This window comes from Streptomyces sp. TRD_SC_5, from assembly GCF_056836825.1.
The window spans coordinates 1,471,000-1,492,824 of sequence record NZ_JBWZZS010000001.1 but is presented as its reverse complement, the minus strand read 5'-3'; the positions used below and the strand labels follow the sequence as shown (position 1 = coordinate 1,492,824).

The 21,825-nt window shown below is 70.6% G+C and carries 21 protein-coding genes; 7 read left to right on the top strand and 14 right to left on the bottom strand.

What is annotated here, in order from left to right; genetic code table 11:
* The first annotated feature begins 12 nt into the window (after window positions 1–12).
* Window positions 13–1,227, top strand: coding sequence for a Cmx/CmrA family chloramphenicol efflux MFS transporter (locus tag AC1P0E_RS06980; protein WP_482741274.1), 1,215 nt, complete (start codon window positions 13–15; stop codon window positions 1,225–1,227).
* On the opposite strand, the gene AC1P0E_RS06975 is transcribed toward AC1P0E_RS06980, so the two are convergent.
* From AC1P0E_RS06975 to AC1P0E_RS06965, 3 genes are all read right to left on the bottom strand, one after another.
* Window positions 1,196–2,461, bottom strand: coding sequence for a mannosyltransferase family protein (locus AC1P0E_RS06975; RefSeq protein ID WP_482741273.1), 1,266 nt, complete (start codon window positions 2,459–2,461; stop codon window positions 1,196–1,198). The genes AC1P0E_RS06980 and AC1P0E_RS06975 overlap by 32 nt on opposite strands.
* 91 nt (window positions 2,462–2,552) lie before the next feature.
* On the bottom strand, window positions 2,553–2,960 hold the full coding sequence (locus AC1P0E_RS06970; RefSeq protein ID WP_482741272.1) for a hypothetical protein: 408 nt from the start codon (window positions 2,958–2,960) through the stop codon (window positions 2,553–2,555).
* Window positions 2,953–3,486, bottom strand: coding sequence for a SigE family RNA polymerase sigma factor (locus tag AC1P0E_RS06965; protein ID WP_482741271.1), 534 nt, complete (start codon window positions 3,484–3,486; stop codon window positions 2,953–2,955). The genes AC1P0E_RS06970 and AC1P0E_RS06965 overlap by 8 nt, the downstream gene beginning before the upstream one ends.
* A gap of 129 nt (window positions 3,487–3,615) precedes the next feature.
* Here AC1P0E_RS06965 and AC1P0E_RS06960 point away from each other — a divergent pair, with 129 nt between their 5' ends.
* Entirely contained in the window at window positions 3,616–4,983 is a 1,368-nt protein-coding gene (locus AC1P0E_RS06960) for an aminopeptidase (protein WP_482741270.1), read from the top strand.
* A gap of 93 nt (window positions 4,984–5,076) precedes the next feature.
* Here AC1P0E_RS06960 and AC1P0E_RS06955 read toward each other — a convergent pair whose 3' ends face one another.
* The 5 genes from AC1P0E_RS06955 to AC1P0E_RS06935 form a co-directional block, all read right to left on the bottom strand.
* Window positions 5,077–6,528 (bottom strand): penicillin-binding transpeptidase domain-containing protein, encoded by a 1,452-nt coding sequence (locus AC1P0E_RS06955; RefSeq protein ID WP_482741269.1) that lies wholly within the window; start codon window positions 6,526–6,528, stop codon window positions 5,077–5,079.
* Window positions 6,529–6,624: 96 nt separating this feature from the next.
* Window positions 6,625–7,284, bottom strand: coding sequence for a response regulator transcription factor (locus AC1P0E_RS06950; protein ID WP_482741268.1), 660 nt, complete (start codon window positions 7,282–7,284; stop codon window positions 6,625–6,627).
* Entirely contained in the window at window positions 7,281–8,522 is a 1,242-nt protein-coding gene (locus AC1P0E_RS06945; protein ID WP_482741267.1) for a sensor histidine kinase, read from the bottom strand. Before AC1P0E_RS06945 ends, AC1P0E_RS06950 begins: the two co-directional genes overlap by 4 nt.
* Window positions 8,519–9,508: a hypothetical protein gene (locus AC1P0E_RS06940; RefSeq protein ID WP_482741266.1), complete on the bottom strand. Its 990-nt coding sequence runs from the start codon at window positions 9,506–9,508 to the stop codon at window positions 8,519–8,521. Before AC1P0E_RS06940 ends, AC1P0E_RS06945 begins: the two co-directional genes overlap by 4 nt.
* A gap of 111 nt (window positions 9,509–9,619) precedes the next feature.
* Window positions 9,620–10,390, bottom strand: a complete 771-nt coding sequence (locus tag AC1P0E_RS06935; protein ID WP_482741265.1) for an IclR family transcriptional regulator — start codon at window positions 10,388–10,390, stop codon at window positions 9,620–9,622.
* A gap of 125 nt (window positions 10,391–10,515) precedes the next feature.
* Between AC1P0E_RS06935 and AC1P0E_RS06930 the strand changes: the two genes are divergently transcribed.
* From AC1P0E_RS06930 to AC1P0E_RS06920, 3 genes are all read left to right on the top strand, one after another.
* Window positions 10,516–12,045 (top strand): aldehyde dehydrogenase (NADP(+)), encoded by a 1,530-nt coding sequence (locus AC1P0E_RS06930; RefSeq protein ID WP_482741264.1) that lies wholly within the window; start codon window positions 10,516–10,518, stop codon window positions 12,043–12,045.
* Between the two features lie 160 nt (window positions 12,046–12,205).
* Window positions 12,206–12,871: a DsbA family oxidoreductase gene (locus AC1P0E_RS06925; RefSeq protein WP_482741263.1), complete on the top strand. Its 666-nt coding sequence runs from the start codon at window positions 12,206–12,208 to the stop codon at window positions 12,869–12,871.
* A gap of 69 nt (window positions 12,872–12,940) precedes the next feature.
* On the top strand, window positions 12,941–14,002 hold the full coding sequence (locus AC1P0E_RS06920) for an aminotransferase class V-fold PLP-dependent enzyme (protein ID WP_482741262.1): 1,062 nt from the start codon (window positions 12,941–12,943) through the stop codon (window positions 14,000–14,002).
* Between the two features lie 79 nt (window positions 14,003–14,081).
* On the opposite strand, the gene AC1P0E_RS06915 is transcribed toward AC1P0E_RS06920, so the two are convergent.
* Entirely contained in the window at window positions 14,082–14,624 is a 543-nt protein-coding gene (locus AC1P0E_RS06915) for a MarR family winged helix-turn-helix transcriptional regulator (protein ID WP_482741261.1), read from the bottom strand.
* A 117-nt stretch (window positions 14,625–14,741) separates the two neighbouring features.
* Here AC1P0E_RS06915 and AC1P0E_RS06910 point away from each other — a divergent pair, with 117 nt between their 5' ends.
* On the top strand, window positions 14,742–15,812 hold the full coding sequence (locus tag AC1P0E_RS06910) for an alkene reductase (RefSeq protein ID WP_482741260.1): 1,071 nt from the start codon (window positions 14,742–14,744) through the stop codon (window positions 15,810–15,812).
* Window positions 15,813–15,914: 102 nt separating this feature from the next.
* Here AC1P0E_RS06910 and thpD read toward each other — a convergent pair whose 3' ends face one another.
* The 5 genes from thpD to AC1P0E_RS06885 all read right to left on the bottom strand — a co-directional run bounded on the left by thpD (window position 15,915) and on the right by AC1P0E_RS06885 (window position 20,540).
* Window positions 15,915–16,829 carry an ectoine hydroxylase gene (gene thpD, locus AC1P0E_RS06905; protein ID WP_482741259.1) on the bottom strand — a complete coding sequence of 305 codons (915 nt, stop codon included), beginning with the start codon at window positions 16,827–16,829 and terminating at the stop codon, window positions 15,915–15,917.
* Between the two features lie 3 nt (window positions 16,830–16,832).
* Window positions 16,833–17,231, bottom strand: coding sequence for an ectoine synthase (locus AC1P0E_RS06900; RefSeq protein ID WP_214899606.1), 399 nt, complete (start codon window positions 17,229–17,231; stop codon window positions 16,833–16,835).
* A 46-nt stretch (window positions 17,232–17,277) separates the two neighbouring features.
* Complete coding sequence (gene ectB / locus AC1P0E_RS06895) at window positions 17,278–18,546, bottom strand: diaminobutyrate--2-oxoglutarate transaminase (protein ID WP_482741258.1); 1,269 nt, start codon at window positions 18,544–18,546, stop codon at window positions 17,278–17,280.
* A gap of 52 nt (window positions 18,547–18,598) precedes the next feature.
* On the bottom strand, window positions 18,599–19,132 hold the full coding sequence (gene ectA / locus AC1P0E_RS06890; RefSeq protein ID WP_482741257.1) for a diaminobutyrate acetyltransferase: 534 nt from the start codon (window positions 19,130–19,132) through the stop codon (window positions 18,599–18,601).
* Window positions 19,133–19,433: 301 nt separating this feature from the next.
* Window positions 19,434–20,540 carry a pyridoxal-phosphate-dependent aminotransferase family protein gene (locus AC1P0E_RS06885; protein WP_482741256.1) on the bottom strand — a complete coding sequence of 369 codons (1,107 nt, stop codon included), beginning with the start codon at window positions 20,538–20,540 and terminating at the stop codon, window positions 19,434–19,436.
* A gap of 109 nt (window positions 20,541–20,649) precedes the next feature.
* Here AC1P0E_RS06885 and AC1P0E_RS06880 point away from each other — a divergent pair, with 109 nt between their 5' ends.
* On the top strand, window positions 20,650–21,744 hold the full coding sequence (locus AC1P0E_RS06880) for an amidohydrolase family protein (RefSeq protein ID WP_482741255.1): 1,095 nt from the start codon (window positions 20,650–20,652) through the stop codon (window positions 21,742–21,744).
* The last annotated feature ends 81 nt before the right edge of the window (window positions 21,745–21,825 follow it).

The following is a 21,825-nucleotide window of genomic DNA, read 5'->3' as shown; positions in this document are numbered from 1 at the left end:
GAGCACTCCCTCATGCCAATCGCCGTCTACATACTCGGCCTGGGCATATTCGCCCAGGGGACCTCGGAGTTCATGCTCTCCGGCCTGCTCCCCGCCATGGCCGACGACCTCGGCGTCTCCATTCCCGGCGCGGGACTGCTCATCTCCGCCTTCGCCATCGGCATGGTCGTCGGCGCACCCCTGATGAGTGTGCTGACCCTGCGCGTCCCGCGCCGCAGCGCACTCGTCGCTTTCCAGGCAGTCTTCATCGCCGGGCACGTGGTGGCGGCCCTCGTGCCGGAGTACGCCGTGGTGTTCGCGACCCGCGTCGTGACAGCGGTCGCGTACGCCGGGTTCTGGAGCGTGGCCGCCGCGACCGCAGTGAGTCTGGTGCCCGCGACCGCCAAGGGCCGGGCGCTCTCCGTCGTCGCCACCGGTCTGACGCTGGCCACGATCGTCGGCGTACCGGCGGGGACACTGATGAGCCAGCACGTCGGCTGGCGCGCGGCCTTCTGGGGGGTCGCGGCGCTCACCGCCGTGAGCCTGGTCGCCGTCCGGGCCGTGCTGCCGGGCGGTCTCGTCACCGGTCGTGAAGTTCCTTCCGTCCGGCGCGAGTTGAAGGGGCTGGCGCGGCCCGAGCTGTGGGTCTCCTTCGCCGTGACCGTACTGGCCTTCGGGGCGGCCATCGTTACGTTCAGCTACCTGGCCCCGCTGCTCACCGGCGTGAGCGGACTGCCCGAGGGCTGGGTGCCGGCCGTCCTGTCGCTGTACGGAATCGGCGGGCTGATCGGCATCACGATCGGCGGGCGCGTCGCCGACCGTGCTCCGTTCCGTACGCTCTACCTCGGCATCGGGGCCCTCACACTCGCTTCGGCGGCGGTGGCGCTCGCCGCGCCGAACCTGACTCTCACCGTCGTACTGGTCCTCGTCCTCGGCGTGGCCGGTTACGTCACCAACCCCGTACTCCAGTCACGGGTGTTCACCATCGCGCCCGACGCGCCGACGCTGGTCCCGGCCGTCAGTACCTCGGCCTTCAACGTGGGCATCACGCTCACGCCCATGCTGGGTGGCATGACCATCGACGCGGGCTTCGGCTACACCTCGGTCGCGTGGGTCGGCGCCGGCGTCGGTGCGCTCGGCGTCGCGGCGACGGCCTGGGCGGCGTCGCTCGCGCGGCGCGCGGCCCGGGTGGCTCCGGATGTCGTCGTGCCGGCTGTCAGCCCGCCCAGCGTCCCGACAGGAAGGTGATGGTGAGGACGGTCGACAGGGGCGCGACCAGGCACAGGTACGCGCTCCGCACCCAGGGGCGGCGCAGACTCCACGTGGCCAGTAGCACCCACATCGGCCACCACAGGAGCGTGGCGCGGGGGATGGAGGTGTACCAGTACGAGGTGCCGAGAGCCCACAGGCCGAGCCCGATGTACACGGCTTCCGGCCACCGGCGCCGCCTCAGCAGCACCCCCAGCAGGAGCAGTCCGACGGCCATGGTGACGAGTTCGGCCTGGAACATGGCGGCGTAACCGCTGGACTGGGTGTGCGCGAAGGCGGCCTTCCAGGTGTTCTGCCACGCCTCCCAGGGCGCGTGGAAGTCCCGGTACCAGCCGCGCTCCTGGGCGTGGTTCCAGGCCATCCAGTCGCCGGTGTGCGCGTGCAGGAACCAGGTGTAGAGGACGGCGGGGAGCGCGGGCAGCGCGATCCACGGAATCGAACGCCCCTGCTTTCGGAGGTCGGTGGCGGCGACGAAGTGGACCGCGATCGCCGCCGCGAGGAACAGTCCGCTGACCCGTACGCCGGTGGCCAGGCAGGCCAGGATGCCCGCGAGCGGCCAGTTGCCGCGCCGGGCGGCGAGCCAGGCCGGCAGGGCCAGGGCGAGGAAGAGCGACTCGGTGTAGCCCGCGGCCAGGAACACCGCGCACGGCGAGAGGAGGAAGAAGAGCACGGCACGTCGGCCGAGGGCGCTGTCGGTGCCCGGCAGGTGGAGGCGGGCCGGCAGGTGGAGGTGGGCGATGCGTGCCAGGGCCAGGACGGTGACGGCCCCCGAGACGAAGGAGATCAGCAGGCCCGCGACCGTCCAGTCGGGGATCACGACATGGACGGCGCGCAGGACGAGCGGGAAGCCGGGGAAGAAGGCCTCCCTGTTGTCCCAGCCGTCCGTCCATGGCCCCGCCCCGCCCGGGAAGTAACCGTCCTGGGCTATGTGCAGGTAGTGCCACCAGTCCCACTGGCCCCACGACGACAGCGCCGGCTGTACGTCGCGGGCCTTACGGTCCTCGGCGAACAGCCACCGCGTGCAGTAGGCGGTGGTCCAGATGCCGGCCCGGGTGAGCACGTACAGCAGCAGGACGTTCCGGTCGTCGGCCCCGAGCCGGAACGGGAACCGGTGCCGGAGCCGGTGCCCGAGCCGCCGACGGGGCTCGGCCGTGGGGCCGGTGGCTGGGGCCCGGCCCTGTACGGGGGGCCGCAGAGGGGTCGCGGTGGCCATGTTCGTACTCCTGGTGCGGGCATCGGGGCATGCGGGATCGCCCTGCGGCGATGCGGCGGACAGGGGGCGGTACGGCGGGGCTCGGTGCGGGTCAGCCCCCGGGCGGCGCCGTACCTGACGGGGTGTCGGTCGGTGTCTGGGGCGGCGGCGAGGACACCGGGGGAGTGGTGCGCGTAGGAGACGACGAGGAGGAGGGGAAGGGCGAGGAAGAAGGCAGTACGGAAGGAAGGCTGGACGGAAGGCCGGAAGGAAGGCCGGGCGGAGTGGAAGCGGGGACGGTGGTGCCCGTGCCGTTGCTCGGCAGCAACGCCGTCACCGCCACAGCGCCCGTACTGGCGAAGGCCAGGCACGCGGTGGCGGCCGCCACCGCCATGCGCCGTCGGCGGCGTCCTTCGCCGCGCCGCGAGATCACCGAGACGGGTGCGGGCCGCGCGTGGGCCTGCCCGGCCGCGGCCGCCTGCTTGAAAGCGTTCCTCAAAGGGTCGTGGGGCTCAGGCACCGGAGGCCTCCTCAGCGCGCGGATCCTGCAGAAGGTGGGAGAGCGCTGCCCGGCCCCGGGCCAGGTGCGTCTTGACGGTGCCGGTGGAAAGGCCGGTCTCGGCGGCGATCTGGACGACCGTCAGGTCGCACAGGTAGTGCAGGGTCACGGTCCGCCGCTGCTTGGGCGGCAGTTCGCGCAGCGCCGAGACCAGCGCGACCTGTTCGGGGCCGGGCCCCGGCTCGGACGGCGGGCCGCCGCGCCGTTGCCACGCGTCCGCGGAGCGGCGGTGCACACGCCATCTGCTCACCGCCAGACGCCACGCCACCGTACGGATCCACGCCTCGGGTTCGCCGCCGCCGTCGAGCTGTCGCCGCCGGCTCCAGCCCCGGACGAACGCTTCCTGTACGACGTCCTGGGCCTCGTGCAGATCGCCGAGCATCACATACAGCTGCCCGATGAGGCGGGAGGCCGTATGCGCGTAGAACTCTTCAAACTCCTCGACGGTCAACAACCACTCCTGGATCTCTTCGGTCTCACCTGGCATACGCCCGGGAGCCCGCGTCCGGTTGACACGGAATCCAAAGATCCGGAGTGAGGCCGATCACAGTACGAAAGCGCATACCATGCGGCGCGTCGCATCCATCGCATCATCTCCGACCGAGGGGACTTCAGCGTGCGCACCAAGGTCCTGCCTTCCCTGCTCTGTGGCGGCCTCATAGCGGCAACCGGTCTGCTGGCTTCTTCGCCCGCCGCCCTCGCCGCCGAACCGGCCCTCGCCGCCGACGCCGCCGCGAACGATGGCGCCGCAACCGATGTCTCCGCGGCGGCCGACATCCGCGAAAAGCTGGAGCAGATCCCGGGGCTGACGGTCGTTTCGGTGGCCGACAAGGGCGGATTCCCCTTCTACACCCTGACGCTGGCGCAGCCCGTCGACCACCGCGACCCCGGCAGCGGCACCTTCCAGCAGAAGCTCACGCTCTGGCACAAGACCGAGACGGCGCCGGTCGTGCACTACACCGGCGGATACGGACTGTCGTCGGGCACCCGCGAGATCACCACGCTGCTCGGCGCGAACCAGGTCAGCGTGGAGCACCGTTACTTCAACACCTCGCGCCCCGCCGACATCGACTGGGACGACCTGGACGTCTGGCAGCAGGCGAGCGACGAACACGCGATCGTCCAGGCGCTCAAGAGCATCTACAAGGCGAAGTGGCTGGGAACCGGCGCGAGCAAGGGCGGGATGACGCAGGTCTACCACGAGCGCTTCTACCCCGGGGACCTGGACGCGGTCGTCGCGTACGTCGCACCGAACGACGCCAACAACCGCGACGACAGCGTCTACGAGAACTTCTTCAAGACGGTCGGCACGCCCGAGTGCCGGACGGCTCTGGACGCAGTACAGCGCGAAATGCTGGTACGGCGCGACGCGATGCTGCCGCGCTTCGAGGCCACCTCCAAGGAGCAGAAGCTCACCTTCAAGTACCTCGGATCGGCCGACCGGGCCTTCGAGTTCTCCGTACTCGACCAGGTGTGGAACTTCTGGCAGAGCGGCACGTACACCGACTGCCCGGACGTTCCCGACGCGAAGAAGGCGACGGACGACGCGCTGTACACGTGGTCGCTGAACCACGGTCTGAGCATCTACTCGGACCAGGGCAACGGGGCCGAGGGCGCCGGCCCGTACTACCGGCAGGCGGCCGGCCAGCTGGGCTGGGCGGACCTGAAGTTCAAGCACCTGCGCGATGTCCGCAACTACCCGGACATCTACCAGCCCAACTCGGTGCTGCCCGCCGACATGCGCACCTCCTACAACGGCCGGGTCATCAAGGACGTCGACCGCTGGGTGGCGACCCGGGGCGAGCAGATGATGTTCGTGTACGGGCAGAACGACCCGTGGAGCGCCGAGCAGTTCAAGCCCAGCAAGCACGATTCGCACCTCTACGTCGCGCCGGACACCAACCACGGCGCGCTCATCTCCAAGCTGACGCCCGCCGCGCGGGCCGAGGCGGAGGCCACCGTGAAGCGCTGGGCAGGCCAGTAGTCGCAGGCCTCCGAGGGGGCGCCGGGCCGGTTCTTCCCACCGGCCCGGCACCCGCGTTCCGCGTCGTCCGCGTGCTGCGTTCCGTGTTCCGCGTCAGCGGCTGAGCGCCGCCCTCATCGTCTTCTCCGCGATGGGGGCCGCCAGGCCGTTGCCGCTGACCTCCGAGCGCTCCGCTCCCGAGTCCTCGACGACGACGGCGACGGCCACCTCCTTGCCGGTCGACTTGTCCTTCGCGTACGACGTGAACCAGGCGTACGGCGTCTTGCTGTTGTCGACGCCGTGCTGCGCGGTGCCCGTCTTGCCGCCGACCTCGGCGCCGCCGATCCGCGCGTTCGTCCCCGTGCCGTCCTCGACGACCGTGACCATCGCGCTCCGCAGCTGCTCGGCGGTGGAGGACGAGACGATCCGCTCGCTGCCCGCGTCCCCGAGGTCTTCCAGGGTGTCGCCGTCGGCGTCCGTCACCTTGGACACCATGTGCGGCGACGCGAGCTCACCGCCGTTGGCGAGGGCCGCCGAGACCATGGCCATCTGGACCGGGGTGGCCGTCACATCGAACTGGCCGATGCCCGTCAGCGCCGTCTGAGCCTTGTCCATGCCGGACGGGTACACGCTCTCCGACGCCCGGACCGGCACATCAAGCTTGTCGGTGTTGAAGCCGAACTTCTCCGCCATCGCCTTCACCTTGTCCTGGCCGAGGTCGACCGCGAGCTTCGCGAAGACGTTGTTGCACGAGTACTTCAGCGCGGTGCGCAGCGTCGCGTCCTCACAGGGCGCCGACGCGTTCTCGTTCGTGAGGACCGTCCGCGTGCCGGGCAGCGTGTACGGGTCCGGGCTGTCCGTCCGCTCGTCGACCGACCCGAACAACCCGTCCTCCAGCGCCGCCGCGGCGACCACCAGCTTGAACGTCGAGCCCGGCGGCAGCGGCTGCCGCAGCGCCCGGTTCACCATCGGCTTGTCCTCGTCACCGGTCAGCGACTGCCAGGCGTCACCGTCCCTCGTACCGCTGATCTTCGACGGATCGTACGAAGGCGTGGAGACCATGCCCAGGATCCGGCCGGTCTTCGGGTCGATCGCGACCGCCGCGCCCTTCTTGTCGCCCAGCGCCTCGTACGCCGCCTTCTGCACGGCGGGGTCGATCGTCGTCACGACGTCACCGGGGTCGCTCTGCTTGCCCATGATGGCGTCGGCCGGGTTCTTCAGCCGGGGGTCGGTGCCGTCCAGGACGTCGCTGTAGATGCCTTCGAGCTGGGTGGCTCCGTACGCCTGCGAGCTGTAGCCGGTGACGGCCGCGTAGAGCTTGCCGTCCCTGTAGGTCCGCTTGTACTCGAGATCACTGCCCTCCGTCTTCTTCGATCCGGTGACCGGCGAACCGGCCACAATGATGTTCCCGAGCGGCTGCGCGTACTGCGCGATGACGTTCCGCCGGTTGTGCTTGTCGTCTGCGAGGGCCTGGCCCTGGTATGCCTGCACCCAGGTGATCCGCACCAGCAGGGCGAGCACCATCAGCAGGCAGAAGACCGAGGCGTGCCTGATCGTTTTGTTCATCCCGTACGGGAGACGAACAAAGCGGCCGTCCGAGTTCCCATATGTCGCGCTTCTCAGAGAATCTTCATCTCGCGCGGCACCCCTTGCGCGGCACCCTCAGCGCGGGGTGATGAAGCCCGACTCGTACGCCGCGATCACCGCTTGTGTACGGTCGCGCACACCCGTCTTCGCCAACACCGCCGCCACGTGACTCTTCGCCGTCGCCGGGCCGACCCGCAGCCGGTCCGCTATCTCCGCGTTCGTCAGGCCCGTCGCCATCAGCCGCAGCACCTCCGCCTCGCGCTCGGTCAGCCGCGCGACCCAGGGCGGCGGCGGGGCGGGCTGCCGCCTGGCGTGCTCGGCGGCCAGGCCGCGCACGGCGGACGGGAAGAGCAGGGAGTCACTGCGCGCGACCAGCCGCACCGCCTGGACCAGATCCTCGGCGGCTGCGCGCTTGAGCAGGAACCCCGCGGCGCCGGCGCGCAGTGCGTCGTACACATACGAGTCGTTCTCGAAGGTGGTGACGACGACGATGCGCGGGGGCGCTTGCATGCCGCCGAGGATCTGCTCGGTGGCGCGGATGCCGTCGATCTCCGGCATGCGTACGTCCATCAGCACCACGTCGGGCCGCAGCTCACGCACTACCGACACGGCCTCCGCACCGGTCGCGGCCTCACCGACGACCTCCAGGTCGGGCTCGGCGTCGAGGATCACGCGCAGCGCGGTGCGGACCATGCGCTCGTCGTCGGCGAGGACGACCCTGACCGGCGCGTTCATCGTTCCCCTCCCGCGCCGCCGACGGGCAGGCGGGCCGTGAGCCGCCACACGTCGCCGTACGGGCCCGCTTCGGCGTGGCCGCCGAGCAGGGTGGCCCGTTCCGCTATGCCGGGCAGGCCCCGGCCGCCCCCGGGGCGTACCACCGGAGCCCTGTCGGGCAGCGGGTTCTCCATCACGATCTCCAACTCCTCGCCGCACAGGGCGATCCGTAGCGACACCGGCGCGGCGCCGCCGTGCCGAAGGGCGTTGCTCAGCCCTTCCTGGACGATGCGGTACGCCTCACGGGACACCGCTTCGGGGGCCCGGGCGGCCGGATCGCCGTCCTGCGTGTACGCGACCTTCACACCGCTGCGGGACAGCAGGTCGTCCAGTACGTCGAGCGTGGGCCCCGGCAGGTCACCGGCTGCGTCCTCGCCCTGTCGCAACAGGCCCAGTACGGCGTCCAGTTCGCCCACCGTGCGCCGCGTCGTCTCCTCGATCACCGTCAGCGCCTCCCGTACGAACTCCACATCGCTGTCCAGCACCCTGCGCGCCGCGCCCGCCTGGAGCGTGACCGCGCTGAGCGCGTGCCCCACCGAGTCGTGCAGTTCGCGGGCCAGCCGGTTGCGTACGGCGAGATCCGCGGCCCGCCGCTCCGCCGCCGCGAGCCGGTCGGCCGGTGTCGGCCCGAGCAGCACCGGCGCCCAGCGGGCCAGCAGCGCCCCGGCCAGCGCCGCGCACCCCGCCAGCGCCACCAGCATCGCGATCCCGGCAACCGGGGCGAGCGCCAACGCCCAGGTGTGGTCCAGGACTTCGGGCAGACCGGGCGGGCGGTCACGCAGCCAGGTCAGCAGCGGCAGGACGATCAGCGTGCCGGCGAACGGCGGCACCGCGAGCGTCATGCCGCTGATGATGCCGCCGAGCCCGAGATGCAGCGTGAACCAGCCGGCGGTCCGCACCCGCGCCGCCCTGGACCGCGCGGGCCCCTCGGCCAGCCGCTCGCGCCGCACCCCGCACAATGCCCGTACCGCACCCACCGACAGGGGTCTGACGAGCGGGAAGAACGCGGTGAGGGCGGCGACCGGCAGCGCGACGCCGAAGGCGGCGAACTGCAGGGCGGTCGAGGTGAAGACGTTCTGGTTGCCGAGGAACGGGCCGACGAAGACGCTGCCGAGGAGGAAGTACGGCATCGACAGCGCGCCGCCGAGGATCAGATGGATCCAGCGCAGCCGGGCCCGCGCCCCGAACAACCGCTTCACGCCGCGCGTCCCCGCAGGAATGAGGCCCCCATGCCGAGGACGAGGAGACCAGAGATCATCTGGACAGCGTAGGTCAGCAGCATGAGCCCGGTGGCCCGATCGGCTCCGCCGAATGCGGGCATCGCCGAGGCGACGAGCAGCCAGCCGCCCCAGCAGCCCAGCGCGCCCGAACTCAGCCAGCCGAGCGCCAGCGGTGTCTTCAGCGCCAGGCCCCGGCCGCGGCGCAGAGCGAGCGCCAGGACGGAGGCCACGGTGACGACCGCGAACAGGACGTACGTCCCTTCGAGCAGGTAGAAGTCCGTCGTACGCTGCTCGGTCCTCCCGCGGCTGAGACCCGTGACCGAACCGGCGGCCCACATCACGTGCGGTACGGCGGTGAGCGCCGCCAGTACGGACGCCGCCACGGCACCCGCCCTCAGCCGGGGCCCCACGGAGGAGCGGGGCAGCTCCCTGACGGTGCCCTGCCACAGGTGCCCCCACCGCTCGCGGGCGTACAGCGCGAAGAGGGTGCCGAGCGTGAGGCCCTGGACGATGAAGCCGGTGTAGACGACGCCGAAGACCCATTCGTCGAGGAACGGTTCGCTTCCGCCCGGTGCGCTTTCCGATCCGGTGAACACCTTCGCCAGCAGCTGGAGCGGAAACCCGGTCACGATCGGCGTCAGCAGCCCGGTCGCCACCCACATGGGCAGCGCCAGCAGCCACGCCGGGACACGTCGTCCCCAGCTCTGCGTGAGCAGCAGGGCCAGTACGACGACGGTCGCGTCCATCAGAACCGTGACGCCGTTGGCTGCGGCCGTCAGCCCGGGGCGGTCGAGCAGCACGCTGCCGTCGGGGATGCCGACCTGGCTGCCGGCGATCCAGGCGATCTTGAGCGCGACGTAGGGGACGCAGGAGATGACGGCGGCTGCCCGCAGCGCGGAGCGCAGCCGCCGGACGGGGGCCGGACGGAGGCCTTGAGGTGGCGGAGCGAGAGTGGTCTCTGTCATGACACCCACGTTCCGGCACGGGCCGCCGCCGCACCTCCCACGCAGCGGTGATCCGCCTCCCCCATCCGGGGGAGAGCTCTCAGCCGGTGAGGCTGAGGGGTGCGGACCGTGTCAGAGCCTGCGCGTGGCGAGCGTGAGCCGGTCCCGTGCGTCGAACAGGGCGTCCTTGACCGTCTGTTCGTGCGCCGGGGTGAGCCGGGCGACCGGCACCGAGCAGCTGATGGCGTCGCGGGCCGGCGTCCGGTACGGGATCGCGACACCGAAGCAGCGCAGGCCCAGCGTGTTCTCCTCGCGGTCCACGGCGTACCCCTGCTCGCGCACGAGGCGCAGCTCCTCGATCAGCTTCTCGCGGTCGGTGATGGTGTGCTCGGTCAGCGCCGGCAGGGTCTCCGGCAGCAGCTTGCGCACCTGCTCGTCGGTGTGCGTCGCGAGCAGTGCCTTGCCGAGGGACGTGGAGTGCGCGGGGAGCCGGCGGCCGACGCGGGTGAAGGGACGCAGGTAGTGCTGGGACTGGCGGGTCGCGAGGTACACGACGTTCGTACCGTCGAGGCGGGCGAGGTGGATCGTCTCCGTCGTGTCGTCGGACAGCCGGTCGAGGGTGGGGCGGGCGGAGGCCACGACCTCGTCGCCGTCGATGTACGACGTCCCGACGAGCAGGGCGCGTACGCCGATGCCATAGCGCGTGCCCGTCGCGTCCGTCTCCACCCAGCCGAGCTCGACGAGCGTGCGCAGCAGCATGTAGAGGCTGGACTTGGGGTACCCGACGGCTTCTTGGACGGCGGCCAAGGAATGCATGCCGGGGCGGCCGGCGAAGAATTCGAGCAACTCCACGGTCCGCACCGCCGATTTGACCTGCGCCCCGCCCGTATCGGCAGTAGACATTGAGCCCCGCCCCTTCTTGGCCACCCTTGACCGCTCAGAACGTCCGTTAATAGAGTTCCAGCATATTCAGAATCAGGAACTCTGTTCAGAATACCGAACAGCTTGAACGGCTGGAAGGACTCACGGTGGCAGCAACACCAGTCTGGAGTGTCGACCCCCGAACGGGGAAGCCGCGTGAGCAGGTCGCGGTGGAGGCCACGGCGGAGGAGGTCGACCGCGCGGTCCGGGCCGCGCACGCCGTTCGCTCCGCCCTCGCCGACCGTACGGTACGGGCCGCCCTGCTCCGTACCGCCGCCGGGCTCCTCGACGAGGCGGCGCGGCACGTCGTCGAGGCGGCCGACGCGGAGACGGCGCTCGGCCCGACGCGGCTGACCGGCGAACTCGCCCGTACGACCGCGCAGCTGCGGGCCTTCGCGGACGTCGTGGACGAGGGTGCCTTCCTCGACATCAGGATCGACCACGAGGACGGCACGAAGACTCCGCCCTGGCCGGATCTGCGCCGCTACAAGATTCCGTTGGGCGTCGTCGCCGTCTACGCGGCCAGCAACTTCCCGCTCGCCTTCTCGGTGCCCGGCGGCGACACGGCGAGCGCGCTCGCGGCGGGTTGCCCGGTCGTCGTCAAGGCGCACCCCGATCACCCCGCGACGTCGGAGCTCTGCGCGTCCGTACTGCGCAGGGCGGCGGCCCAAGTGGGCGTGCCGCAAGACGTGGTGATCCTGCTCCACGGCTTCGACGCCGGCATCGAGCTGGTACGTCACCCGCTGGTCGCCGCCGCGGGCTTCACCGGTTCGGTGCGCGGCGGACGGGCTCTCTTCGACGCCGCGGCGGCCCGGCCCGCGCCCATCCCCTTCCACGGCGAACTCGGTTCCCTCAACCCGGTCGTGATCACCGCTGCGGCGGCGGAGGAGCGCGCGGAGCAGATCGGGGCGGGGCTCGCGGGCTCGATGACGGTGGGGGAGGGGCAGTTCTGCACCAAGCCCGGCTTCGTACTGGCACCGGCCGGTGCGGCCGGAGACCGTCTGCTGAAGTCCCTCACGGCGGCCGTCAGCGACACCGACCCGGGCGTCATGCTCGACCACCGCATGCGGGACGCGTTTGTCGCCGGTGTACGGGAACGGGCCGGCCTCCCGGACACCGAAGCCCCGGTGACCCCGGGCGCGGGCGGCGAGCACACCGTCAGCGCGGGCTACCTGACCGTACCGGCACGGCTGCTGGCCGCCGAAGGAGCGCACGACCTGCTCCTGGAGGAGTGCTTCGGGCCGGTCACGGTTGTGGCGCGGTACGAGGACCCGGCGGAGATCGGCGCGGTGCTTTCCCGGCTGCCGGGCAACCTCACCGCCACGCTGCAGCTCTCCACGCAGGAGCTGGCGGGCGACGGGGGTACCGGTGCGGATCTGCTTGCGGAGCTCACGCCCCTCGCGGGGCGCGTGCTGGTCAACGGGTGGCCGACGGGGGTGGCGGTGGCGCCGGCGCAGCACCATGGCGGGCCGTACCCGGCGACGACGTCCACCTCCACCTCGGTGGGGGCCACAGCGGTGGAACGGTGGCTGCGGCCGGTCACCTACCAGTCGACGCCGGAGGCGTTGCTTCCGGTGGAACTGCGGGATGCGAACCCGCAGGGGCTGCCGCGGCGGGTGGACGACCGGCGGGAGTAGGGCGGGCCTGACGGGCGGCGTTGCGTACCCCCGACGCGTGCCGCGCCCGCCGCTTGCTGACCTACTGCCGGGAATGAGCCGTGCCCGGAACGTGTTGAGGCGGGAGCGGAGGGGCCCTCCGCACCCGCAGCACGCCCCCTGACCTGGAGCGAAGAAAGACATGCGCGTCGAGATCTGGAGCGACATCGCCTGCCCGTGGTGCTACATCGGCAAGGCCCGCTTCGAGAAGGGGCTGGCCGCCTTCCCGCACCGCGCCGACGTCGAGGTGGTGCACCGCTCCTTCGAGCTCGACCCCGCGAGCCCCAAGGGCGTCACGGACTCCGTGACCGACATGCTGGCCAGGAAATACGGGCGTACGCACGAGGAAGTGCTCGCCATGGAGCAGCAGGTCGCCTCCCACGCGCATGCCGAAGGCCTCGGCTTCCTGGCCGAGGGCCGGGACCACGGCAACACCTTCGACATCCACCGGCTGCTGCACCTCGCCAAGGCGCGCGGCCGTCAGGACGAGTTGCTCGACCTCGCCTTTCGCGCCAACTTCGCCGAGGAGCGGTCCGTCTTCGACCCTCGGGTGTTGCTGGACCTCGCGGTGGAGGCCGGACTCGACGCGCAGGAGGCGCGAGCGGTGCTGGCCGACGAGAGCGCGTACGCCGAAGAGGTGCGCGGCGACGAGCGCGAGGCGGCCGAGCTGGGGGCGGACAGCGTGCCGTTCTTCGTCTTCGACCGGCGTTACGGGATCTCCGGCGGCCAGCCCGCCGAGGTCTTCACCCAGGCGCTCGCCCAGGCCTGGGCGAGCCACGTCGCCGACAGCAGCAAGAGCAACGCATAAGCATTGCTTGGAGATACCTGTCAAATATACGTAATGGACGAGGTGTTGGCGGCGTAGCAGAGTGGGGGCATGAAGCCCCTTACTCTCACCGAAGCCGTGAGCGCGGAGTTCGCGCCGGAGACCACGTACCTCAACACCTCCACCTGCGGGCTGCTGCCCCGGCGCGGCGTCGAGGCCGTCAAGGCCGCGACCGAGCTGAACGCGACGGGCACCCCCGGCGGCGGGGACAGCTTCGACGCGGTGGCCGCCGTGCGCGCCTCCTACGGGCGGCTCGTCGGCGTTCCCGGTGAGCGGGTCGCCGTCGGCAGCGCGGTGGCCGTCCATGTCGGGCTGATCGCGGCCTCGCTGCCCGCCGGAGCCGAAGTTCTGTGCCCCGAGGGGGAGTTCGCCTCGGTGGTCAACCCCTTCGCGGTGCGCGGTGACCTCAAGATGCGGTACGTGCCGCTGGAGGACCTGGCCGAGTCCGTACGCCCGGAGACCGCACTGGTGGCCTTCTCCGCGGTGCAGTCCGCCGACGGCCGCGTCGCCGACCTGTCCGCCGTACGGGCCGCGGCCGCCGCGCACGGCGCCCGTACGCTCGTCGACGCCACCCAGGCGGTGGGCTGGCTGCCCTTCGACGCGGGCAGCTTCGACTACACCGTCGCGGGCGGCTACAAGTACCTGATGGCGCCGCGCGGCGCGTCGTTCCTCACCGTGTCCGAGGAGGCGCAGGAGGGCCTCACGCCGCTCCACGCGGGGTGGATGGCCGGCGAGGACATCTGGACCAGCACCTACGGCCCCGTGCGGGAACTCGCCCGCAGCGCGCGCCGGTTCGACGAGCCGCCGCCCTTCCTGCCGTACGTCGGCGCAGAGCAGTCCCTCGCGTTCCTCGAGGAGGTCGGCATCGAGCACGTGCGGGACCACAACCTCGCGCTCGCCGCGCGCTACCGCGAGGGGCTTGCGTCCCTCGGCCACACGCCGGTTCCCGCCGACTCCGTGGTCGTCGCCACCCCCGGCCTCGACCACCGGCTCGACGCGCTGACCGAGGCGGACATCGTCGTCTCGGTCCGCGCGGGCAACCTGCGGGCGTCATTCCACCTCTACAACACCCGCGCCGACGTGGACCGGGTGCTGGAGGTGCTCGCGGGCTGAGCGTGGCCGCCGCCGGACCGGCCGCGTCTCCGGGCCGTCCGGCGGTGAGGGCCGCGTTCTCGGGCCCGTCCGGCGGCGGTCAGAGGGCCGCCGGCTCGTCGCACGCAGCCGCCGGCTTGTCGCACGCCTCCGCCTGTTCCTCGCACGCCTCCGCCTCGCGCGCCTGCGGGCAGAGGTTGCCTTCCACACGGCCCAGCAGCCTCAGCAGTTCCTTGCGCTCGTGCTCGTCGAGTCCGGCCAGCGTGATCTCCTCGAGCTGCCGCCACGCCTGCTCCACCTGCGTCTTCAGGCCGCAGCTGGCGCCGGTCGCCTCGACGAGCGCAGCGCGCCGGTCGGAGGGGTCGGGGCAGCGGCGCACATGGCCCGACTGCTCCAGGCGCTGGAGCATCTTCGTCACCGTCGACGGATCGAGTCCGACCGCCTTGATCAACTCCGACTGGCGCACCGGGCCCGCGTCCCACAGCTGCATCATCACGATTTCCTGGCCGGGGTAGAGGCCGAGGTCGCGCAGCAGCCTGCCCGCCGCGATGCGGTGGAGCCGCGCCGTCTGGGAGATGGAGTGGCTGACCGGAGCGTCGCGCACGGTGCTCGGCGGCTCGGGACAGGCAGGGGCGGCCTTCATGAGAACTCCTTGTGGGAACTGTCCGGAACAACTTTACCTTGGTCGGCCAAGTAATGCGCTACAGTGGCACTCGTCGGATTACTTGGCCGACCACATATCTCCTTTGGGGGCTCTGCCATGACCATCGCTTTCGATCCGTTCGACCTGTCGGGTACGCCGCTCGCCAACCGCATCGTGATGGCGCCGATGACCCGCAGCCGTGCCGCCGAGGGCGGCGTACCCACCGAGCTCACAGCCGAGTATTACGCCCAGCGCGCCTCCGCGGGGCTGATCGTCACCGAAGGCATCCAGCCCTCCGTCGTCGGCCAGGGCTACCCGTTCACCCCCGGCCTGCACAGCGCGGAGCAGGTCGCGGGCTGGCGCAAGGTCACCGACGCCGTGCACGCCGCCGGCGGCCGGATCTACGCCCAGATCATGCACGCGGGCCGCATCGGCCACCCCGTCCTCCTCCCCGACGGATTGATCCCGGTCGCCCCGTCCGCGGTCGCCCCCGCCGGTCAGCTCTACACGGCCGAGGGCATGAAGGACTTCGTCACCCCGCGCGAGTTGACGGGAGCCGAGGTGCGCGAGGCGATCGCGGACTTCGTGGCGGCCGCCCGCAACGCCATCGACGCCGGATTCGACGGCGTCGAGCTGCACGGCGCCAACGGCTATCTGATCCAGCAGTTCCTCGCCACCAACACCAATCTGCGCACCGACGAGTGGGGCGGCTCCGTCGAGAACCGCATCCGCTTCGCCGTCGAGGTCGCCAAGGCGGTCGTGGAGGCCATCGGCGCCGACCGGACCGGGCTGCGGATCTCGCCCGCCAACCCGTACAACGACATCGCCGAGGCCGACACCGACATCGTGTACCCGGCCCTCATCGAGGCCGTCGCACCGCTCGGCCTCGCGTACCTGCACGCCGTCGAGGTGGCCCCGGAGTGGCGCGGGCTGTTGCTTGAGCTGCGCGCGAAGTTCGGCGGCACCTTCGTCCTCAACCCGGCGACCGAGGCTCCCACGGACCACGGTTCGCTCGGCCTCGTCGAGGAGGGCGCGGCCGACCTCGTCGCCTTCGGAGCGCTCTTCCTCGCCAACCCCGACCTGCCGGCCCGGCTGAGGACCGAGGGCCCGTACAACACCCCTGACCCGGCCTCCTTCTTCGGCGGCGACCACAGGGGTTACACCGACTACCCGGCGCTGGCTGTCTGAACGTCTGAGGCGTCTGAAGGGCCCGAGTCCCCGAAAGCCCAAGACGGGCGGGACCGGTTCCACCGAACCGGTCCCGCCCGTCTGGCCGTCGTACACGGGGCCTCACTTCACCGGCGTAAAGTCCCTCGCTCCGATGAAGTCGGGCCGCGGTACGGGCGCCGCGAACGGCTCTACCGCCGTGTTCTCCACGCTGTTGAAGACGATGAAGACATTGCTGCGCGGGTACGGCGTGATGTTGTCACCCGAGCCGTGCATCGCGTTGCAGTCGAACCAGGTCGCCGAACCGGCCTTGCCCGTGAAGAGCCTGATGCCGTGCCGGTCCGCCATGCGCGTCAGCACCTCGTCCGACGGGATGCCGGCGTCCTGCATCTGCAGCGACCGCTTGTAGTTGTCCTTGGGCGTCTCACCCGCGCAGCCCAGGAACTCCTTGTGCGACCCCGGCATGATCATCAGGCCGCCGTTGGTGTCGTAGTTCTCGGTCAGCGCGATCGAGACGGACACGGTCCGCATGTTCGGCAGTCCGTCCTCGGCGTGCCACGTCTCGAAGTCCGAGTGCCAGTAGAAGCCCGAAGCCCCGAAGCCCGGCTTGACGTTGATCCGCGACTGGTGGACGTACACGTCCGAGCCGAGGATCTGCCGGGCCCGGCCCACGACCCTGGGGTCCCGCACGAGCCGGGCGAAGACCTCACTGATGCGGTGCACCTCGAAGACCGTCCGTACGTCCTGGGACTTCGGCTCGACGATCGAGCGCTCGTCCGCCCGCACCCCCGGGTCGCCGACCAGCCGGTCCAGCTCCGCCCGGTAGACCGACACCTCGTCCGGGGTGATGAGCTGGTCGACGGTGAGGAAACCGTCCCGCTCGAAGCCCGTGAGTCCGGCGGGCTCGATGGGACCCGGCGCGCCGGGCGCGGACCAGACGACCGGGTCCTGGCGGGGGGTGGTCACCTCGGCGGCGCCGCGCGTCGGGTAGAGGTCGGCGCGTGGGGTCTCGGTACGTGGGGTCAGTACGTCGGTCATGGTTCAGACCTCCTCGGTCAGCAGCGGGTAGACACCGTTCTCGTCGTGGTCCTCCCGTCCGGTGACGGGAGGGTTGAAGACGCATACGCAGCGGAAGTCGGTCTTCGGGCGCATGGTGTGGCGCTCGTGGCCGTCCAGCAAGTACATCGTGCCCGGCGAGATCCAGTGGGTCTCGCCGGTCTCGTCGTTGGTGAGCTCGGCCTCACCCTCGGTGCACAGGACGGCCTCGATGTGGTTCGCGTACCACATCGACGTCTCCGTACCCGCGTACAGCACGGTCTCGTGGAGCGAGAAGCCGACCTTCTCCTTGGCGAGCACGATGCGCTTGCTCTCCCAGGTCCCCGATGCGGCCTTCACATGGCGGTCGGTGCCCTCAATGTCCTTGAACGATCGGACGATCACGGTGAGTTGAGCCCTTCTGTGTTACTTCGTTACTGCGATGCAGCGGTCAGGCGGTCTCGCGGACGGAGCGGGCCATGATGCGCAGCCCCTCGTCCAGTTCCTCGGGAGAGATGGTGAGCGCCGGCAGCAGCTTCACGACCTCGCTCTGGGGACCCGATGTCTCCAGCAGCATGCCCAGTTCGAAGGCGCGGCGGCAGACCGCCGTGGCACGCGCCTTGTCGGTGAATTCCATGCCCCAGACCAGGCCGCGGCCGCGGAAGCTCACGCCGGCTTCGGCGTTCTCGTCGGCGATGGCCAGCAGCGCGCGCTCGACCTGCTCGCCGCGCGCCAGCGTCTGCTTCTCCATCTGGCCGTCGGCCCAGTAGGTGTTGAGCGAGGCGGTGGCGGTGACGAACGCCGGGTTGTTGCCGCGGAAGGTGCCGTTGTGCTCGCCCGGCTCCCAGATGTCCAGCTCGGGCTTGAACAGGCACAGCGACATGGGCATGCCGTAGCCGCTGATGGACTTCGACAGGGTGACGATGTCCGGCGTGATGCCGGCCTCCTCGAAGGAGAAGAAGCCACCCGTACGCCCGCAGCCCATCTGGATGTCGTCGACGATCAGCAGCATGTCCTGGCGGTGGCACAGATCCTGCAGCGCGCGCAGCCACTCGGCGCGGGCCACATTGATGCCGCCCTCGCCCTGCACTGTCTCGACGATCACCGCGGCGGGCTTGTTGAGGCCCGAGCCCTGGTCGTCGAGCAGTCGCTCGAACCACAGGAAGTCCTCGACCGTGCCGTCGAAGTAGTTGTCGAACGGCATCGGCGTGCCGTGCACCAGCGGGATGCCGGCGCCGGCCCGCTTGAACGCGTTGCCGGTGACGGCCAGCGAGCCCAGCGACATGCCGTGGAAGGCGTTGGTGAAGGACACGACCGACTCGCGGCCCTTGACCTTGCGGGCCAGCTTCAGCGCGGCCTCGACGGCGTTGGTGCCGGTCGGGCCCGGGAACATCACCTTGTACGGCAGGTCGCGCGGCCGCAGGATCACATTCTCGAAGGTCTCGAGGAATGCGCGCTTGGCGGTCGTCGCCATGTCCAGGCCGTGGGTGATGCCGTCGCGCTCGATGTAGTCGATCAGCGCTCGTTTCAGGACCGGGTTGTTGTGTCCGTAGTTGAGTGACCCGGCGCCGGCGAAGAAGTCGAGGTAGGTGTGCCCGTCCTCGTCGTGGAGGTGGCTGCCCTGCGCGCGGTCGAACACGGCCGGCCAGCCGCGGCAGTAGCTGCGTACCTCGGATTCCAGGGTCTCGAAGACGCTCAGGGCGGGAGGAGTGATGGTCACGGCGGTCTCCTGGGAGAGAGAAGGGGGAAAAGTCCGGGGGAGGGCGGGCCCGTCAGGGCGCGATCGGGCCGATGCGGTACAGCACCTCGGGCAGGTGGGTGCCCTCGGGGAACAGCCCGCCGTCGAAGAGCACTTCGCGCTCCAGGGACGCCCCACGGCGCTCGGCGTACGAAGTGAACAGCCGGTCGGATGCGGTGTTGTCCGGGGTCACGGTCGTCTCGATCGTCTTCACTCCCTGCCGGGCGGCGACCTTCTCGGTCAGTGCCTCCAGGAGCGTGCCGGCCAGCCCGCGGCCGCGGTGCTCGTGGTCGACGGCGACCTGCCAGACGACGAGTGTCTCGGGGCATTCGGGGCGTACGTAGCCCGTGATGAACGCGATCGGCTCGCCGCCCGGGCGGTCCCTGGCCACGACGGACGTTGCCGCGAAATCGCGGCACCACAGCAGATAGCTGTACGAGGAGTTGAGGTCCAGGGCCTTGGAGTCACGGGCAATGCGCCAGATCGCGGCTCCGTCCTCCACTCGCGGAGCTTCGATCTGCAGGAATTCGCTTCGGGCACGTGCAAGGTCTGCTGGTGCGGCGGTCATGCGGATGAAATTTACCGAGCAAATTCAAAAAGTGCATCGTCGGAAGGGGTTGGGTGAGAGCCCCTTCTGTGTTATCGCGCGAGCACGCCCTTCGCTCGAGCAGACTGCAAATTCGGGGTATTTGACCGTATATATCTGGGCAAATCGCCTTCGATGTGGGGTCGGTCACACACTCGAAACGGCGCCGATTTCTTGCCGAAACTCAGGTGTTTAGGGTCGGAGATCCGGGGCAGAAGAGAACGGGAAGCTGTGCTGATAAAGCGGCTTCCCGTTATCCGTCAATTCATTGAATTCAAAGAATTTATGCGCTGGGCCACGTTTCCGCCACGGCCTTTCGGGCAGCTTCGAAGTCGACCCGCAGACCCGATTCGCTCAGTGCCGCGCCCAGCGCGGCGAGCGACGCATTGACCACACTCCGTGTGGCATCGGCTCCATAGTGATTGACCCGGATCATCTCCTTGGACAGCGCCCCGCCACCCGCGATCAGCGGCAGCGACGCGTCGGCGGCCAGCGCCTTCGCGACGACCTCCGACGCGTTCACCCCGGCCGGGGTGCGCAGCGTCGTGGCGACCGGCGCGGCGTCCCGCGCCGCGTGAACGTACGGCTCCAGGCCCCCGCCCAGCGCGATCGCTCCCGCCCGCGTGGCCGATGCGGCAGCCAGATGCCCGGCCTCGACCGCGTCGAGCCCCGCTGCCTCGATACGCTCCAGGCAGGCCTCCAGCGCCAGCATCTCCAGCTGCGCGGGCGCGTGCAGCAAGGCCTTGCGGCCGCCGTCGATCCAGCGCTCCTTCCAGTCCAGGAGGGAGAGGTACGAGCGGCGCGGGGCGGCGGGGTTCGCGGCGAACCGCTCCCAGGCGCGCTCGCTCACCGACACCGCGGAGACCCCGGCCGGCCCGCCCATCGCCTTCTGCGCCCCGATCACGCACAGGTCCACGCCCCAGGCGTCGGGCAGCAGCGGCTCGGCGGCCACCGAGGCCACCGCGTCGAGCATGAAGAGGGCTCCGTGGGCCCGTACGACCTCGCCGATCTCGGCCACCGGGTTGGTGTTGCCGGTCGCCGCCTCCGCGTGCACGAGCGAGACGAAGTCGATCTCCGGGTGCTCGTCGAGCTCCTGCCCGATCTGGTCGGCGGTGACCGCCGTGTGGAACGGGACGGTCAGGTCGAAGACGGCCGCGCCGCAGTCGCGCAGCCAGTTCCCGAAGGTCTGCCCGTACGGCCCGGTGACCACGTTCAGCGCGGCCGAGCCGGGGCGGGCGCCGGCCCGGATGCAGCCTTCGAGGGGCAGCAGCGCCTCGCCCTGCATGATGACCACGTCCTGCTCGGTGGACAGGAGGGCGGCGACCCGGCGTTCGATGGCCGCGAAGCGCGCGGCGGTCAGCGGGGCCAGGTCCAGAAGCGGATGTGTCACGGCGGAGCTCTCTTCGGATCTTCGGGTCTCAGGTTCGGCACGTACGTCGATGGATCAGTGTTCGATCTCTCCCGGCCGAGCGTAGTCGCCCCCTCGTAGAGTGCTGTTCATGAGCGATCGCATGGTGCTGCGGGTGAAGGGGCGGGTGCTCGCCGGGCCCGACGACGTACGGGACGAGCTGTGGGCCGTGGACGGCAGGATCACGTACGAACGGCCCGTGGGCGCACGCGATGTGCGGGTCGTCCACGGCTGGGCGCTGCCCGGACTGGTCGACGCGCACTGCCATGTCGGACTCGACCGGCACGGCCCGGTCGACGAGGCGACGAGCGAGAAGCAGGCGCTCACCGACCGGGAGGCGGGGACGCTGCTGATCCGCGACGCGGGGTCGCCGTCCGACACCCGGTGGATCGACGACCGGGAAGACCTCCCGAAGATCATCAGGGCGGGCCGGCACATCGCCCGTACCCGCCGCTACATCCGTAATTACGCCCACGAGATCGAGCCGGGTGACCTGGTCGCGTACGTCGCCCGGGAGGCGCGGCGCGGCGACGGCTGGGTCAAGCTCGTCGGCGACTGGCTCGACCGGGAAACCGGTGACCTGGGCGCGTGCTGGCCGCGCGGCGAGGTCGAGGCGGCCATCGCGGAGGCGCACCGGCTCGGCGCCCGGGTCACCGCGCACTGCTTCGCCGAGGAGTCGCTGCGCGACCTCGTCGAGGCCGGCATCGACTGCATCGAACACGCCACGGGCCTGACCGAGGACACCATCCCGCTCTTCGCCGAGCGCGGCGTCGCGATCGTCCCCACACTCGTCAACATCGCGACGTTCCCGCATCTCGCGGACGGCGGCGAGGCGAAGTTCCCGCGCTGGTCGGCGCACATGCGGGAGCTGCACGCGCGCCGGTACGACACGGTCCGCGCGGCGTACGACGCGGGCGTCCCCGTCTTCGTCGGCACGGACGCGGGCGGCTCGCTGGCCCACGGACTGGTGGCGGACGAGGTCGCGGAGCTGGTGAAGGCGGGCATCCCGGCGATCGAAGCCCTCTCGGCCACGTCGTGGGGAGCCCGGCAGTGGCTCGGCCGCCCCTCGCTGGAGGAGGGAGCCCCCGCCGACCTGGTGGTGTACGACGAGGACCCGCGCGCGGACGTACGGGTACTCGCGGCGCCGCGGCGGATCATCCTGAACGGCCGGATCGTCGTCGGCTGACGGGAATGGGCGTGCGGAGTGGTACGGCGGATTCGAATGCGGGATCGGAAACCCCACGATGGAGTGAACTCACGTCAGGTT

Excerpts from the sequence above, each read along its gene's own strand:
- AC1P0E_RS06980 (WP_482741274.1), top strand. The coding sequence starts at position 13 with ATGCCAATCGCCGTCTACATACTCGGCCTGGGCATATTCGCCCAGGGG.
- AC1P0E_RS06975 (WP_482741273.1), bottom strand. The coding sequence starts at position 2,461 with ATGGCCACCGCGACCCCTCTGCGGCCCCCCGTACAGGGCCGGGCCCCA.
- AC1P0E_RS06965 (WP_482741271.1), bottom strand. The coding sequence starts at position 3,486 with ATGCCAGGTGAGACCGAAGAGATCCAGGAGTGGTTGTTGACCGTCGAG.
- AC1P0E_RS06955 (WP_482741269.1), bottom strand. The coding sequence starts at position 6,528 with ATGAACAAAACGATCAGGCACGCCTCGGTCTTCTGCCTGCTGATGGTG.
- AC1P0E_RS06950 (WP_482741268.1), bottom strand. The coding sequence starts at position 7,284 with ATGAACGCGCCGGTCAGGGTCGTCCTCGCCGACGACGAGCGCATGGTC.
- AC1P0E_RS06940 (WP_482741266.1), bottom strand. The coding sequence starts at position 9,508 with ATGACAGAGACCACTCTCGCTCCGCCACCTCAAGGCCTCCGTCCGGCC.
- AC1P0E_RS06935 (WP_482741265.1), bottom strand. The coding sequence starts at position 10,390 with ATGTCTACTGCCGATACGGGCGGGGCGCAGGTCAAATCGGCGGTGCGG.
- AC1P0E_RS06925 (WP_482741263.1), top strand. The coding sequence starts at position 12,206 with ATGCGCGTCGAGATCTGGAGCGACATCGCCTGCCCGTGGTGCTACATC.
- AC1P0E_RS06920 (WP_482741262.1), top strand. The coding sequence starts at position 12,941 with ATGAAGCCCCTTACTCTCACCGAAGCCGTGAGCGCGGAGTTCGCGCCG.
- AC1P0E_RS06915 (WP_482741261.1), bottom strand. The coding sequence starts at position 14,624 with ATGAAGGCCGCCCCTGCCTGTCCCGAGCCGCCGAGCACCGTGCGCGAC.
- AC1P0E_RS06910 (WP_482741260.1), top strand. The coding sequence starts at position 14,742 with ATGACCATCGCTTTCGATCCGTTCGACCTGTCGGGTACGCCGCTCGCC.
- thpD (WP_482741259.1), bottom strand. The coding sequence starts at position 16,829 with ATGACCGACGTACTGACCCCACGTACCGAGACCCCACGCGCCGACCTC.
- ectA (WP_482741257.1), bottom strand. The coding sequence starts at position 19,132 with ATGACCGCCGCACCAGCAGACCTTGCACGTGCCCGAAGCGAATTCCTG.
- AC1P0E_RS06880 (WP_482741255.1), top strand. The coding sequence starts at position 20,650 with ATGAGCGATCGCATGGTGCTGCGGGTGAAGGGGCGGGTGCTCGCCGGG.